This is a genomic window from Aurantimonas sp. Leaf443, assembly GCF_001425575.1.
Lineage (GTDB): Bacteria > Pseudomonadota > Alphaproteobacteria > Rhizobiales > Rhizobiaceae > Leaf443.
Genome location: NZ_LMRD01000001.1, coordinates 58,942 through 74,501, shown reverse-complemented (window position 1 = coordinate 74,501; position 15,560 = coordinate 58,942). Strand labels below are relative to the sequence as shown.

Annotated in this window: 10 protein-coding genes and 1 tRNA gene; 6 read left to right on the top strand and 5 right to left on the bottom strand. The window is 70.4% G+C overall.

Going from position 1 to position 15,560, the window contains the following annotated elements; all coding sequences use genetic code 11:
* The first annotated feature begins 15 nt into the window (after positions 1-15).
* Entirely contained in the window at positions 16-1,335 is a 1,320-nt protein-coding gene (locus tag ASG48_RS00290) for a hemolysin family protein (protein WP_082529140.1), read from the top strand.
* A 76-nt stretch (positions 1,336-1,411) separates the two neighbouring features.
* Here ASG48_RS00290 and ASG48_RS00285 read toward each other — a convergent pair whose 3' ends face one another.
* Positions 1,412-1,678 (bottom strand): DUF1127 domain-containing protein, encoded by a 267-nt coding sequence (locus ASG48_RS00285; protein WP_055843734.1) that lies wholly within the window; start codon positions 1,676-1,678, stop codon positions 1,412-1,414.
* Between the two features lie 194 nt (positions 1,679-1,872).
* On the opposite strand from ASG48_RS00285, the gene ASG48_RS00280 reads away from it, so the two are divergent.
* Both ASG48_RS00280 and xseA read left to right on the top strand, forming a co-directional pair.
* Positions 1,873-2,829 (top strand): LysR family transcriptional regulator, encoded by a 957-nt coding sequence (locus ASG48_RS00280; protein WP_055843733.1) that lies wholly within the window; start codon positions 1,873-1,875, stop codon positions 2,827-2,829.
* On the top strand, positions 2,823-4,517 hold the full coding sequence (xseA, locus tag ASG48_RS00275) for an exodeoxyribonuclease VII large subunit (RefSeq protein WP_082529139.1): 1,695 nt from the start codon (positions 2,823-2,825) through the stop codon (positions 4,515-4,517). The genes ASG48_RS00280 and xseA overlap by 7 nt, the downstream gene beginning before the upstream one ends.
* A gap of 403 nt (positions 4,518-4,920) precedes the next feature.
* On the opposite strand, the gene ASG48_RS00270 is transcribed toward xseA, so the two are convergent.
* Positions 4,921-4,997 (bottom strand) — tRNA-His (locus ASG48_RS00270).
* A gap of 175 nt (positions 4,998-5,172) precedes the next feature.
* The gene (locus ASG48_RS00265) at positions 5,173-5,634 is read right to left on the bottom strand and encodes a phasin (RefSeq protein ID WP_055843731.1); all 462 of its coding nucleotides are present in this window, start codon (positions 5,632-5,634) and stop codon (positions 5,173-5,175) included.
* Between the two features lie 312 nt (positions 5,635-5,946).
* On the opposite strand from ASG48_RS00265, the gene ASG48_RS00260 reads away from it, so the two are divergent.
* The 3 genes from ASG48_RS00260 to ASG48_RS00250 all read left to right on the top strand — a co-directional run bounded on the left by ASG48_RS00260 (position 5,947) and on the right by ASG48_RS00250 (position 12,687).
* A complete protein-coding gene (locus ASG48_RS00260) occupies positions 5,947-9,633 on the top strand; it encodes a histidine kinase dimerization/phospho-acceptor domain-containing protein (RefSeq protein ID WP_156381388.1) in 3,687 nt (1,228 codons plus the stop codon).
* A 233-nt stretch (positions 9,634-9,866) separates the two neighbouring features.
* The gene (locus tag ASG48_RS00255) at positions 9,867-10,913 is read left to right on the top strand and encodes a Fe(3+) ABC transporter substrate-binding protein (protein WP_055843726.1); all 1,047 of its coding nucleotides are present in this window, start codon (positions 9,867-9,869) and stop codon (positions 10,911-10,913) included.
* Positions 10,914-10,998: 85 nt separating this feature from the next.
* Positions 10,999-12,687 (top strand): iron ABC transporter permease, encoded by a 1,689-nt coding sequence (locus ASG48_RS00250; protein WP_055843724.1) that lies wholly within the window; start codon positions 10,999-11,001, stop codon positions 12,685-12,687.
* 8 nt (positions 12,688-12,695) lie between these two features.
* Here the strand turns inward: ASG48_RS00250 and ASG48_RS00245 are convergent, their stop codons facing one another.
* Together ASG48_RS00245 and ASG48_RS00240 are read right to left on the bottom strand one after the other, a co-directional pair.
* On the bottom strand, positions 12,696-13,037 hold the full coding sequence (locus ASG48_RS00245) for an NYN domain-containing protein (protein ID WP_055843722.1): 342 nt from the start codon (positions 13,035-13,037) through the stop codon (positions 12,696-12,698).
* 446 nt (positions 13,038-13,483) lie between these two features.
* The gene (locus ASG48_RS00240) at positions 13,484-15,448 is read right to left on the bottom strand and encodes an acetoacetate--CoA ligase (RefSeq protein WP_055843721.1); all 1,965 of its coding nucleotides are present in this window, start codon (positions 15,446-15,448) and stop codon (positions 13,484-13,486) included.
* Positions 15,449-15,560 lie beyond the last annotated feature (112 nt).

Sequence of the window (15,560 nt, the reverse complement as noted above, 5' to 3'; positions counted from 1 at the left end):
CCGATCGGTATCCCAGTGCTTCTGACAAACGTCGCCATCGTCCTCTTCCTCATCCTCCTCAACGGCTTCTTCGCCATGAGCGAGCTGGCGCTCGTCTCGGCCCGGCGCTCTCGGCTGGAGCAGATGCGCAAGGACGGAAGCCGCGGCGCCGGCCGCGCGCTGAAGCTGATGGAGGACCCGACCGAGTTCCTCTCCACCGTGCAGGTCGGCATCACGCTGGTCGGCATCTTCGCCGGCGCCTATGGCGGCTCGGTCTTCGCCGCGCCGCTCGGCGCGGCCATGGCCGACTGGCCCGTCGTCGGCCCCTATGCCGAGACGGTCGCCTTCGTGATCGTCGTCGTCATCATCACCTATCTCTCGCTCATCCTGGGCGAACTCGTCCCCAAGCGCTTCGCCCTCAACCGGGCCGAGGCGATCGCCGCCAAGGTCGCGCCGATCATGACGGTGATCGCCAAGATCGGCGCGCCGATCGTCTGGCTGCTGCGCATCTCGACGGACGGCGTCGCCGCGCTCCTGGGCGGCGGGGGCGAGCGCGACGACGGCGTGACGGAGGAGGACGTCAAGGCGATGATCGCCGAGGGCACGCAGACCGGCGTCTTCAAGCCAAAGGAACGCGAGATGCTGGAAGGGGTGATCCGCATCGCCGACCGCACCGTGCGCTCCATCATGGTGCCGCGCCCCGACACGATCTGGCTCGACATGAAGGACGACGCCTCGACGCTCCTCGACGAGATCCAGGCGACGGCCCATTCGCGCTACCCCGTCATCGACACAGAGACCGACGAGGTCGTCGGCATCGTGCAGACCAAGGACCTTCTCGAGCAGCAGCGCCACACCGGCACGATCGATCTCAAGGGCGCCATGCGCGAGCCGCTCTACGTGCACGAGACGATGCCGATCCTGAAGCTCCTGGAGCGCTTCCGCACCGGCTCGATCCACATGGCGATCGTTCTCGACGAGTACGGTTCCTTCGAGGGCGTCGCCACGCCGACCGACATCCTCATCGCCATCGCCGGCTCCCTCCCCGAGGGCAACGAGGACGATCTCACCGCGATCCAGCGCAACGACGGCTCCTGGCTCGTCGACGCCGCCATGCCGATCGACCAGCTGGAGGAGAAGGTTCCCGGCGTCTCCTTCCCGCGCAAGCGCGACTACGAAACGGTGGCGGGCTTCGTGCTCGACCGGATGGGCCACATTCCCGAGGCGGGCGAATCGGTCGCCTGGAGCGGCTGGACGATCGAGGTCATCGACCTCGACGGGCACCGGATCGACAAGATCCTGATGACCAACGAACTCCTCGGCCATACCGAGGGCGGCGACGCCTCGGCCGGCTGACCTCCAAGCGAAGACGCCCGGCGCGTGGGGCGCCGGGCGTCTTCGGGATCGGGTCCGGGGCCGTGTCGGCCGGGCGTCACGGCTCCATGCGGTGGCGCGCGCGGGCGGCGGCGATCGCCAGGCGGAAGGTCGGATCGTCGCGCCAGTCGGCATGCAGGGCGTCGTGGATGTCGTCGCGCCGCAGGCCGATATCCTTCAGCATGCGGTCCGGCATCTCCGACACGCGCATGGCGGCGCGGCGATTGATCAGGGCTTTCACGATCGCGCGCAGGGCGGCGATGGCCGGGCGCAGGGTGAGAGGCAGGAACCGGGTGGTTCTGGTGGGTCTCGCAACGATCGTCATGGCCTAGTTTCCTTTCAAACAGCCACTTCTGGTCCTCGGGAAAAAGGGGAGCCCGTTCCCGCCCGCATGCTGTGCGGGCGGGGCTGGTGGGCTCCCGAGGTCTTCCTGACAGGGAGGAAGGTAGGCCGGCGCGATTGATGACGCCAACGAATGTTGGTAATCTCACCCATCAGCGTTCGTGATGAGAAAACCGCATGGCCTCTCCGCTCGATCTCGACCAGCTCCGCACCTTCGTCGCCATCGTCGACAGCGGCAGCTTCACCCGCGCCGCCGAGGACGTCTTCAAGACGCAGTCGGCCGTCTCCATGCAGATGCGCCGGCTTGAGGAGCGGCTCGGCCTCTCCCTGTTCGAGCGCAACGGCCGCGCCGTGCGGCTGACGGAGGGGGGCGCGCGGCTCCTCACCTATGCGCGGCGCCTCCTGACGCTCAGCCACGAGGCGCTGCTCGCCTTCGACGACGAGGCCGTCCAGGGCCATGTGCGCATCGGCCTGCCGGACGACTATGCCGAGCGCTTCCTGCCGGAGATCCTGGCGCGCTTCTCCCGCTCCAACCCTCTGGTCGAGCTGCAGATCGCCTGCGAGCCGACGAGCCATCTCGTGGAGCATGTCGAGAAGGGCCGGCTCGACGTCGCGCTCGTCACCGACTGCCACCGCAACTTCAACGGCGTGGAGATCGTGCGGCGCGAGCCTCTGCATTTCGTCACCTCCGCTTCGCACGACGTGCACCGCGCCGAGATCCTGCCGCTGGCGGTGGGGCGCCTCGACTGCGCGTGGCGCGTGGAGGGCTGTCAGGCGCTCGACGCGATCGGGCGGCGCTACAAGGTGCTCTTCACCTCCTGGTCGGCGCAGATCATCACCTCGGCGGTCCTGTCGGGCCTGGCCGTCAGCGTGCTCGCCGAATGCGCGCTGCGGCCGGGCATGCGCATCCTCGGCGAACACGAGGGCTTCCCGACCCTCAAGGAGACCGAGATCGGCGTGATGCGGGCGCGCACCGCCGATGCGCCCGCGGTCGACGCCCTCGTCGAGCATATCCGCGCGAGCCTCGCCAATCTCGCCCCGGTGGAGACGCAGGCCAAGCCCAGCCAGGTGCCGGAGACGCGCATCATCCGCTCGCAGCGCCATCGCCCGGGCATGGTGGCCGCCGGATGGTGAGCGCGAGGGGGGGACGCACGCCGCTCTCGGCCCGCACCGCCGCCGCCGTCCCGCAGGGCGGCGTGCCCAATGTCCTGGAACTGTCGGTCTCCGACCTCTCCAACAAGCTCAAGCGCACGATCGAGGACCAGTTCGGCCATGTGCGCGTGCGGGGCGAGGTCTCGGGCTATCGCGGGCCGCATTCCTCCGGCCACGCCTATTTCTGCCTGAAGGACGACAAGGCGCGCATCGACGCCGTCGTCTGGCGCACCGCCTTCGCCGCCCTGCCCTTCCGCCCCGAGGAGGGGCTGGAGGTGATCGCGACGGGCAAGCTCACGACCTATCCCGGCTCGTCGAAATACCAGATCGTCATCGAGACGCTGGAGCCGGCGGGCGCCGGCGCGCTGATGGCGCTCCTCAACGAGCGCAAGGCGAGACTCGAGGCCGAAGGCCTCTTCGCCGCCGCGCGCAAGCGCCCGCTGCCCTACCTGCCGAACGTGGTCGGCGTCGTCACCTCGCCGACCGGCGCCGTGATCCGCGACATCCTGCACCGCGTCGCCGACCGTTTCCCGCTGCATGTCCTCGTCTGGCCCGTGCGCGTGCAGGGCGAGACGAGCGCGGCGGAGGTGACGGCGGCGATCGAGGGCTTCAACGCCATCGAACCCGGCGGCCCGGTGCCGCGGCCGGACGTCCTCATCGTGGCGCGCGGCGGCGGGAGCCTGGAGGATCTCTGGGGCTTCAACGACGAGACGCTGGTGCGCGCGGCCGCCGCCTCGGCGATCCCGCTCGTCTCGGCCGTCGGCCACGAGACGGACTGGACGCTTCTCGACCATGCCGCCGACCGGCGCGCGCCGACGCCGACGGGCGCCGCCGAGATCGTGGTGCCGGTGCGGGCCGAACTGAAGGCCGTGCTTGCCGGCCTCGAGGCCCGGCTCGGCGGGGCCGTCACGCGCCGGCTCGATCGCGAGGCGCGCGCGCTCGCCGCGACCGCGCGCGCCCTGCCGGCGCCCGACATGCTGCTCGCCCTGCCGCGCCGACGCCTCGACGAGGCCGAGAGCGGGCTGACGCGCGGCCTGTCGCTGGCGCTGTCCGACCGGCGCCGGCATCTGGCGGAAAGCGCCGGCCGCCTGTCGCCGGGCATTCTCGACGGGGCGCTGCGCGAGCGCCGCGCGCGTCTGCGCCAGCAGGAGAGCGATGCCGCCCGCGGCATCGGCAGCATCCTGCATCGCCTGCGCCGGGGCTACGACGAGGCGGCGAGCGGCCTGCAGCCCCACATCATCCGCGCCCGCAGCGAGGCCGCGCGCCTGCGCCTCGACGCGCTCGGCGCGGGCCTCCAGACGCTGGAGCGGCGCGCCGCCGAGCGCCGGCGCGAGACGCTCGGCGGTCTCTGGCGCATCGCCGGCACGCTCGATCCGCGCAAGGTGCTCGAACGCGGCTATGCCATCGTCTATGCCGAGGACGGCCGCACGCCGATCACCCGCGCCGACGCGCTCGGCCCCGGCACGCGATTCCAGGTGGAGTTCGCCAATCCCGACTGGCGCCCGGACGACGACCCCGCCACGCGCACGCAGCGCCGCGAGGCGGTGGCGACCGACGGCGACGCCCCGCTCGGCAGCGTGCCCGGCGACCGGACCCTGCCCGCCGCCCCCATCCGCCGCCGCGCCGCCCGCGCCAAGGCCATCGCGCCCGGCCAGGGCTCGCTGTTCTAGACGCAGCGGGCGGGGTCGTCCGATCGCATGGAAGAGGGGTCGAGAGGGAGAGGATCGGGCAGGCGACCCATGGTCGCGACGGGGCCGGAGGATCGGCCGTCCCTGTCCGCCTCCGCCGGGTGGCTCGGCCGATCCGCAGGACGGCGAAACGAAGGACGAGACCGGAAAAGGCTTGCCGAGCCGACGCCTTCATTCAGCGCCGCCCTCGTCCAGAAATGCCGGTCCGGCGGACCTCACCTCGCGCCAGCCTACGAGACGACCGCGTCCAGGCGGCCTGCCACTCCCGAGGGGCCATCATCCGGGGTCGGACGGGACGGCGCGCGGCGTCGGGTTCGAGCCCGTGGGCGCGGATAAGCCTTGCTCTTTGCAGCGGCGGCTTGTCTCAAGAAAGGGAAAAGCAAGGTGGTACGGTTGGGCGGGTTCGAACCGCCGACCTTCGGAGCCACAATCCGACGCTCTAACCAGCTGAGCTACAACCGCATGCAGGGGCTGGCGAGCCCCGACTTGCCCCCTGCCCATAAAATCTTTCGCGGGCGCTGGCAAGTGATTTGCGCCGGTCCGTTCGTCACGGAGCGGCGATGGTCTCCCCGCGACGGCGCGCGAGGGAGCGGCCGGGCCGCGTTCGGCCCGGCTTGTCGAAAAACCCGGAAGCGCCTTAGCGCTTCATCGAGTCCGCCGCCTTCTGGAAGGCTTCCTTGCCCGGGCGCATCATGTCCTGCGCGACGGACTGGGTGATGGCCTGCATCTCCTTCACCTGATCGGTGGCGAGCTCGACCTGCTTGCGCACGTAGGCCGTCTGCTTCTCGATCACTTCGGCGAAGGACTTCGAGGCCATGAGGTTCTCGAGATGCGAAAAGCCCGCCTCGGCATTGGCGCGCATGGCGTCGATGGCCTTCTTGGAGAGCTGGAGCGACCCCTGATGGGCGTTCTCCATGGTCGATTCGAGCGAACGCGTCGCCTCGTCGGCGGCAGCCTTCATCCGGCCGTAGGCCTCCTTGGACTGCTCCATCGACTTCTGCGTCATGGCGCGGAACGTCTCGTTGAGCTGCGAGGGATCCATGCCCATCATCGGCGACTGGCCACCGAAACCGAACGGATCGTTTCCTGTATTCGACATCTTTGCCTCCTCTTGCGTGATCTTGCCTGCAGACTTGCAGCAGCACCCGGCTTTGCAAAGATCACAGACACCGACCACCTAGCAATTTTCATTGTGCAATGCAACATAATTGGGCAGGCACCGTTCGCGCCCGCGAGATCCCGGCGCCGCCGCCGCCATTAACCGTGGCAGGAGACGGCGGTGGTCTCGCAGGCCGCCGTTCTGGATTCGTGCGCCTGTCGCGAGTATGAATCATTCGTAAAGACGGGCCTGTTGCCGGAGGTCCGGCGTCCTGCCTCAAGACCTGTCGCCCCGACGAACTGGATGCATCGCATGGCGCCGACTTCCCTGCCGAACGCGCTCGAGATCCTGTCGCTGGCCGACGTCGCCGACCGCGACGGGCCCGGCGCGTTTCTCGCCGTGTTCAGCGCCGATCTGGCGCGGCCGATCTTCGCCAATCCCCTCGCCGCGGCGCTTCTCGGGCTCGGCGGGCCCGGGCTGCAGGACGGGGCCGTCGCGCGCCCCAGCGCCGCGCTGCGCCAGCTGAGCGCGGCCTCCCGCGCCTTCTCGCGCAGCGGTTCGGCAAGCGCCCTCCTGCCGGGGGCCGGCCGCTCCATCGGCCAGGCCGCGACGATCGCGCTTTCCACGATCGAGATCGACGGCGCGCCCTTCGCCCTCGCCTTCGCCTCCGACCTGCGGGCCGCTTCGCAGGATCCCGTCGCCGGGCGCGCGCGCCTTGCCGCGGAGCTGAAGGACGCTTCCGTGGCGCTGCTCTCGCCCGAAGAGACGCTGGGAGAGGCCCTGCTCGACGAGGCGCTCGAGGGCTTCCGCGCCGGCGCGGACCGCCGCGCCGCGCGCGTGCTGGCCGACGGGCGCGCCGCGCGCTTCTGGCGCCTTGCCGGCGATCATGTCGCCGCCGCCATCGAGGCCGCGCCCGAGGCGCAGGCGCCGAGCCCGGCCGCCCTTGCGGAGGCGGCGGCGGACAGTCTCGGCGGGTCCGAGGACGGGGCGGACGCACCGCGCCGCAGCGCCATCGGCGCACTTCTGGAACGCTGGCACTCGCGGCTCGAAAGCGCCGTCGGCCTGCGCGCGCCGGCGGAGGACGCCGCGGCGACGGAGGCGGCGCCTTCGGGCGAGCCCGGGACAGGCGACGCGGCCGGGCAGGCGTCGCACGCCCCGGCGGTCGCGCGGACCGGCGAAGCGCCGGGAACGCACGCGTCCTCCGACGAACGCGCGCCGCAGGACATGGCGCCGGATGCCGCCTCCACGCAGAGCGCGCCGGAGGCGCCCGTGCCGGCCGCCTTGCCGGCCGCATCCCTCGTTTCCGCCGCCCCGCGGCCGGCCCTGTGCTCGGTCTGGGGCGCGCCGGTCGTGGCCGAGCCGCATGCGGACGGGACCGAGACGCCCGCCGACGCGCCTGCCGCCGTCGCAGCGCCGGTCGATCCCGCCCTCGAGGCCGAGCAGGCCTTCCCCGAACCGCCGGCCGGCACCGAAGAGGCGGCCGCCCTCGATGCCGGGACGCCGGATGAGGCGCCTTTCCTGCGCGGCGACGCGCAACGTGACGTGGAGCCGAACCGCGACGCCATGGCGCCGGCGCCCGCCCCGATCGCACCGGACGACAGTGCTCCGCGCGCCGACGAGGACAGGCGCGCGGCGCCCGCCCCCGAGGCCCCTGCCCTTGAGACCGACGACACGCCGGGCTCCGTTGCGGCCGAGGCGGGCGCGGCACCCGAGCTTCCCTTCCGCCCGCGCTTCGACGGCGCGCCGGTGCGCTTCGTCTGGCGCATCGACGAGCAGGGCCGCTTCCGCTCGCTCTCGCCCGAATTTGCCGCCGCCGTCGGGCCGCGCTCGGCCGACGTCCTCGATCTCGGTTTCCGCGAAGTCGCCTCGGCCTACGGGCTCGATCCGGACGGCGAGGTGCAGCAGCTTCTGGAGCGCCGCGACACCTGGTCCGGGCGCACCGTCTACTGGCCGGTGGAGAATTCCGCCCGCAAGGCGCCCATCGATCTGGCGGCGCTGCCCGTCTATGCACGCGACCGCAGCTTCGACGGATTCCGCGGTTTCGGCATCGTGCGCCTCGCCGAGACGATCGAGGACCCGGACGGTCTCGGCCTCGATCTCGCCCGTGCCGATTTCGCGCTCGAGGATGTCGGGCCCATGCCGGGCGAGAGCGACGCGGACGCGGACGCGGACGGCGATCCGCTGACGCGCGTCAATGCCGCGCCCGTGTCCTTCGGCCGGCGCGAGACGCCGCCCGAAAGCGAGGACGCGCCGCAGAAGGTGATCCGCCTGGAAGAGCGTCGCCGGGGTCGCGAGCCCTCGCTTTCCTCCACGGAAGAGGCCGCCTTCCGGGCGATCGGGGCCACGCTCGGCGAGAAGAACCCGGACAAGGGACTGAAGGAGGCGATCCGCGCCGCCGCCGCCCGCGTGAGGGCGATGGACGAGGCCGAGGCCCAGGCGACGGGCGACGCCGCCGCAGCCGAGGCCGGCGAGGCCGAGGAGAGCGTGGAGGAAGCCGGCGCGCCGGCCGATCTCGTCGCCGAACTCGACACGCTCTACGGCACGATGCCGCTGGCCGTCCTGGTCCAGGTGCGCGAGGCGCTGGTCTATGCCAATGCGCGCTTCCGCGCCCTCACCGGCCACGAGGCGCAGGCGCTCGGCGCCACCGGCGGGCTCGCCCGCCTCTTCGCCACCAGCGACCTGCCGGGGACCGAAGGCATCGTGCATATCCGCCGCGCCGACGACGAGACCCTTCCCGTGCGCGCCCATCTCCAGCGCCTGACGCTCGCCGGGCGCTCCTGCCTCGTCATGTCCTTCGTGGAGGCGGGCGATGCCGAGGCGGCGAAGGCGCAGGACGAGCGGCCGGAGCCCTCGAACGACGGCGACGGCGAGCTGGCGCGGCTTCGGCGCGAGAATGCCGAGCTGCGCGTCGTCCTCGACACGGCGACGGACGGCGTGGTGCTGCTCGACGCGGCCGGGCGCATCCGCGCCATGAACGGCTCGGCCCTCTCCCTCTTCGGCATCGAGCCGGACGACGCGGCCGGGCGGCCCTTCGTCACGCTCTTCGCCCACGAGAGCCAGCGTTCCACGCTCGACTATCTGGAGACGCTGAAGCGGGACGGGGTGGCCGGTCTCATCGGCGAGGGCCGCGAGGTCATCGGCCGCGTGGCGCAGGGCGGCTTCATCCCGCTGTCCCTCACCCTCGGCCGCCTGCCGGATGCCGGCGCCATCTGCGCCGTGATCCGCGACATCGCGCACTGGAAGACGATCGAGCAGGATCTCGTCTCCGCCCGACGCGAGGCCGAGGAGGCGAGCCAGCAGAAGACGCGCTTCCTCGCCAATATCAGCCATGAGCTGCGCACGCCGCTCAACGCCATCATCGGCTTCGCCGACGTCATGGCGAGCGAGAGCCACGGCCCGCTCGGCTCGGAGCGCTACCTGGAATACCTCGACGACATCAAGCGCTCGGGCCACCACCTCCTCGATCTCGTCAACGACCTTCTCGACCTGTCCAAGATCGAGGCGGGCAAGGTGGATCTCACCTTCGAATCCGTGCTCCTGAACGACGTGATCGCCGAAGCCGTCTCGCTGCTGCAGCCCCAGGCCATGCGCGAGCGCGTCATCGTGCGCTCCAACCTGCCCTCCTCGGTGCCCCCCGTCGTCGCCGACCGCCGGTCGATCCGGCAGATCGCGCTGAACCTCGTCTCCAACGCCATCCGCTTCACCTCCAGCGGCGGTCAGATCATCGTCTCGACGAGCTATGCGAACGACGGCGCGGTGGTCATGCGGGTGCGCGACAGCGGCATCGGCATGACCGAGAGCGAGATCGAGATCGCGCTGACGCCCTTCCGCCAGGTGCGGCCAGGCGAGCGCGGGCGCGGCGAAGGCACCGGGCTCGGCCTGCCGCTGACCAAGGCGCTGACGGAGGCCAACCGTGCCGCCTTCGCCATCTCCTCCTCGCCCGGAGAGGGCACCCTGGTGGAAATTTCCTTTCCCGCCCAACGTGTTCTCGCCGACTGAGGCCGGCGGGATTTCGGAGGGGACGGCTCCAGTTTAGAACGGTTCAAAATTGGAACAGTTCTAACCATATGATTTGACTGTTCTTTTGTCGTTTTCGGCTTGCCAGGAGGCTGCGCCCCCGGCATTCAGGGCCCGTTCCCGGCACCTGTCGCGGAGCCGGCGCGACAACGGCCGGCCCCGCGGCCGCGTGCCACCCGTTCCAAGGGTTCGCCCGCAGCTTCGAGGTCTCGACGATGTCCCCGCTTCTCGCCCGCTCCCTGCGCTCGCTGGTGATCGGCGCCCTTGCCGGCACCGCCCTCACGGGCGCGGCGTCCGCCGCCGACGTCAACATCTATTCCTCGCGCCAGCCCGCCCTCATCCAGCCGCTGCTGGACGCCTTCACCAAGAAGACGGGCCTCACCACCGCGACGATCTTCATCGAGAAGGGCCTCGAGGAGCGCGTGGCCGCCGAAGGCGCCAACTCGCCCGCGGACGTCGTCCTCACCGTCGATGTCGGCCGTCTGGACGCGGCCAAGCAGGCCGGCATCCTCCAGCCGCTGACCGACGAGATCATCGAGCGCGACATTCCCCTGGCCTTCCGCGACGGCGACAAGATGTGGGCCGGCGTCACCGCCCGCGGCCGCGTGGTCTACGCCTCCAGGGAGCGCGTCGGCGACGAGCCGATCACCTACGAGAGCCTCGCCGATCCCAAGTGGAAGGGCAAGATCTGCATCCGCTCGGGGCAGCACCAGTACAATGTCGCGCTCGTCGCGGCCTATCTCGCCCATCACGGCGAGGAGGAGACGCGCGCCTGGCTGACCGGCCTTCGCGACAATCTCGCCACGCCCCCGCAGGGCGGCGACCGCGACCAGGCCCGCAACATCGCCTCCGGCCAGTGCGACATCGCCATCGGCAACACCTATTATGTCGGCCTGATGCAGAACAACGAGAAGGAGCCGGAGCAGAAGGACTGGGCGGCGGCCATCAAGGTCGTGATGCCGACCTTCGAGAACGGCGGCACGCATGTCAACATTTCCGGCATGGGCCTCGCCAAGAACGCGCCGAACCGCGCGAACGCGGTGAAGTTCATGGAATTCCTCACCGAGGACGAGGCGCAGCAGATCTACGCGCAGATCAACTACGAATATCCGCTGAAGGCGGGCGTCGCCGTCTCCGACACGGTCAAGGCCTTCGGCGAGATGAAGCCGGACACGCTCTCGCTTTCGGAAATCGCCGCCCAGCGCGCCAAGGCCTCGCAGCTGATCGACGAGGTGGACTTCGACAACGGCCCCAAGGCCTGAGCCGAACCGACGAGACCGATGGCGGCGTCCGGGGCATTCCCCCGGGCGCCGCCTCGCCGTTTCCGGCACGATCCGAAGAGGCCCCATGAGTTCCAGCCAGACGCTCGCCCGGCGAGACGACCGCCTTCGCCACCGCCGTCCGGCGGGCGAACGGACCGTGCTCCTCGTGGCGGGCCTCTTGGCCCTGCTCGTCGCCCTGCCGATCGTGGCGCTCTTCGTCATCGCGTTCGGCGGCGTCTCGCAGAACTGGAGCCATCTTCTCTCCACCGTCCTGCCCTCCTCCGCCCTCGTCACGGCCGAGCTGATGGCGGGCGTCGCGCTCGTGACGGCGGTCTTCGGCACGGTGCCGGCCTGGCTGGTCACGAGCTTCCGCTTTCCCGGACGCCGCGTCCTCGCCGTCGCCCTCGTCGTGCCGCTGGCGGTGCCGACCTATATCGCCGCCTACTGCTTCAACGAGTATCTGCACTATGTCGGGCCGGTGCAGAGCGCGATCCGCTCGCTCTTCGGCTTCACCTCGCGGCGCGACTACTGGTTTCCCGAGATCCGCTCGCTCTGGGGCGCCGTCCTCATCCTCTCCTCGGTGCTCTACCCTTACGTGTTCCTGACCGTGCGGGTGATGTTCGCCATGCAGGGCCGGCGCGTCGCAGACGTCGCGCGCACGCTCGGCGCCGGTCCCTTGCGCGTCTTCCTCACCGTGCTCCTGCCGATGGCGCGCCCGGCCATCGCCGTCGGCGTCGCGCTGGCGCTGATGGAATCGGTCAACGACATCGGCGCGGTGGAATTTCTCGGCGTGCAGACGCTCACCTTCACCGTCTACGCCACATGGCTGAACCGGGGCGACCTCGTCGGCGCCACGCAGATCGCGCTCGCCATGCTCGCGGTCATCGTCGGCCTCGTGCTCCTGGAGCGGCATGCGCGCCGGCGCCAGCGCTTCACGGTGGCGCGCGGCGACGGGGCGAAGGCCGGCCTCGAACCGCTGACGGGCTGGCGCGCGGGCCTTGCGATCCTCGCCTGCGCCACGCCGATCCTGCTCGGCTTCGGCATTCCCGCCTATGTCCTGGCCGACTACGCCTCGCGCCGGCTCGCCGACCTCTCCGACCCCGCGCTCTGGCGCGCGGCCTGGCACAGTCTGGCGATCGCCGGCACCGCGGCGGTGCTCACCGTCGCCATTGCCTTCGCCATGGCCTACGGCGCGCGCCTGACCAAGAGCCGCCGGCTGGAGGCCCTGTCGCGCATCGGCTCGGCCGGCTACGCCATTCCCGGCACGGTGCTCGCCATGGGCATCCTCGTGCCCTTCGCCGCCTTCGACAACCAGCTGGACGCGCTGATGCGCTCGGCCTTCGGCGTCTCGACCGGGCTTCTCCTGTCGGGCTCCGGCGCGGCCATCGTCTTCGCCTGCATCGTGCGCTTCATGGCGATGGGACACGGCTCGGTGGAGAGCGGCTTCGCCAAGGTCTCGCCGCATCTCGACATGGCCTCGCGCACGCTCGGCCGCGGCCCGGCCGCCACCTTGCGCGAGGTGCTGCTGCCGCTGATGCGCCCCGCCCTCCTGACCTCGCTCCTCCTCGTCTTCGTCGACTGCGTGAAGGAACTCTCCGCCACCGTGCTCCTGCGCCCCTTCGACTTCGACACGCTCGCCACCCACGTCTACGCCCAGGCCTCGCGCGCCGCCTTCCAGGACGGCGCCGTCGCCGCCCTCCTCATCGTGGCCATCGGCATGGCCCCGGTGCTGGTGCTCACGCGCTCGATCGCGGGCGAGACGGAGCGGGGCTGAGGGAAGCGTCAGACGATTCGATCGACATGCACCTTGAGGTCGCGCTTCACGCCGTGTCCCATGTGGTCGAGATAGACCCGCATGCCTTCGCGCCGCGCGAACTTGAAGGCCGGAACCATGTCGCTGTCGCCCGTCACCACGACGATGGCGCTCACGAGGCGACGGAGCGAGAGCCGCGCGATGTCCAGACCGATCCGCAGATCGACGCCCTTCTGTTCGATCTTCGGGACGAAATCCGTGGCGGCCGGCATCCGCGGTCCGTTCTTGTCGATGTCCTTCAAGGCGGCATTGCCGAGCGCCCATCCGCTGACCGACGTCTCGCCCTGGCGCAGGGCGACGTCGGGCATCATCTCCACCCCCTGATGCAGACCGACATTGTCCTTGAAATGAGGGTGGTTCGAGAGGTCGTAGATCGAGCCGTCGATCGGATTGCGCAGGCGGCCGGTCGCGGGAGGCGCGTCGTAGAAACAGACCCTGAGGCGATTCAGCCCGGCGACACAGTCATGCGCCTTGATCTAGGAAATCTCGTTGTCGACGTCCTGAACGGTCGGAAAGCGCTTCTGCCGCGCCTTCAACTTGGCTTTCAGAAAGCCCGCATCGATCAGACTTGCATAGTCCTGCATGGAGATCGTGCGACTCCGCCCACTCGTAGCGCCGGAGCGCTTTAAATCAGGGACGAGTGAGCGGTGCCGAGTTGCACGATCCGCAACTTAGGCTGCCGGCGCGATGGCGTCAAACATCCCCCAACCGGCCTGCACGATATCACGGACGGTTCCTGCAATCCAAAGCTGCGCCCTCAGCTCGCCAGTTCCTCGCGATCGGCGAACTGGTCCAGCGCCTCGGGATTGGCGAGCGCTTCCTTGTTCTTCACCGGTCGGCCCTCCACGACCTCGCGCACGGCAAGTTCCACGATCTTGCCGGATTTGGTGCGGGGAATGTCGGTGACGGCGAGGACCTTGGCGGGCACGTGGCGCGGCGAGGCGCCGGTGCGGATGGCGGCGCGGATGCGGGAGACGAGGGCGTCGTCGAGCGCGTGGCCCTCGGCGAGGCGCACGAAGAGGACGACGCGCACGTCGCCGTCGTGCGGCTGGCCGATGCAGATGGATTCGGCGACCTCCTCCATCTTCTCCACGATATTGTAGATCTCCGCCGTGCCGATGCGCACGCCTTGCGGGTTCAGCGTCGCGTCCGAGCGGCCGTGGATGACGATGCCGTCGTGGCTCGTCCATTCGGCGAAGTCGCCATGGCACCACAGGCCCGGAAACTGCGCGAAATAGGCCGCCTCGTAGCGCTCGCCCGTCGGATCGTTCCAGAAGCCGACGGGCATGGCCGGGAAGGCCTTCGTGCAGACGAGGTCGCCCTTCTCCCCGCGCACCGGGCGGCCCTTCTCGTCGTAGACGTCGACCGCCATGGCAAGGCCCGGCCCCTGGATCTCGCCCTCGTAGACGGGTCGCCAGGGAATGCCGAGGACGAAGCAGGAGACGATGTCGGTGCCGCCGGAGATGGAGGCCAGATGCACGTCCGGCTTCACCGCCGCGTAGACGTAGTCGAAGCCTTCCGGCGAGAGCGGCGAGCCGGTGGAGGCGATCATGGCGAGCGCGGAGAGATCGTGCGTCTCGCGGGGCGCCAGGCCGAGCTTGCGGCAGGCATCGATATATTTGGCGCTGGTGCCGAAGAAGGTCGCCCGCTCGTCCCGCGCGTAGTCGAAGAGGACGGTCGGCGCGGGGTGGAAGGGCGAGCCGTCGTAGAGGAGGAGCGTCGCGCCGACGCCGAGCGCCGAGACGAGCCAGTTCCACATCATCCAGCCGCAGGTCGTGAAGTAGAAGACGCGCGAGCCCTGCCCCGAGCCGCAATGGAGGCGATGCTCCTTCAGGTGCTGGAGCAGCGTGCCGCCGGCCGAGTGGACGATGCATTTGGGCACGCCCGTCGTGCCCGACGAGAAGAGGATGTAGAGCGGATGGGCGAAGGGCAGCCGCTCGAAGGCGAGGGGCGCCGGCTCGAAGGGTGCGACGAAGGCGGCGAGATCGACCGCCGGGGCGCCGAGCCGTGCGGCGAGCGCACCGGCCTCGCCGAGATAGTCGACGACGATCGTGCGCTGCGCCCGCAGCGCCGCCGCGATCGGCACGAGCTTGTCGCCGATATCGATCTCCTTGCCGGCATAGTGGTAGCCGTCGCAGGCGAAGAACAGCTTCGGCTCGATCTGCCCGAAGCGGTCGAGGACGCCGCGCTCGCCGAAATCGGGCGAGCAGGAGGACCAGACGGCGCCGATGGAGGTCGCCGCGAGCATGATCGCCACGGTCTCCGGCACGTTCGCCATCATGCCGCAGACGCGGTCGCCGGCGACGACGCCTTCGGCGCGCATGGCCTGGGCGAGGCGCGAGACGAGGGCGCGCAGCGCGCCCCAGGACAGGCGCCGCTCGACGCGGCCCTCGCCGCGGAAGACGATCGCGTCCTCGCCGTCCGCCCCGGCCTTGGCGAGGAGGTTCTCGGCGAAGTTGAGCCGCGCCTGCGGGAAGAAGCGGTCGGCCCGCATCGAGCCCCCCTCTTCCAGCGCCAGGCCGCCCTTCTCGCCGACGACGCCGCATTCGTCCCAGACGAGGTCCCAGAAGGCGCCGCGATTCTCCACCGACCAAGCGTGGAACGGGCCGTAATCGGTGCCGCCCGGCGCATCGCAACGCGCCTGCGCGGCCCGTGCGAAGCCGGTCATCGGCTGTGCCTCGATGCGCTCCGCCGAGGGCGTCCAAAGCAACCTGTGAGCCATGTCGATCTCCGTCAGCCTTCGCCTCGCTCGTGACACAAGGCCTCGCCATTGGCAATCGAGGCGCATGAGGCGTCAAATTGCTTTGCGGCCGCCCCGGCAGTAGGACGGGTTT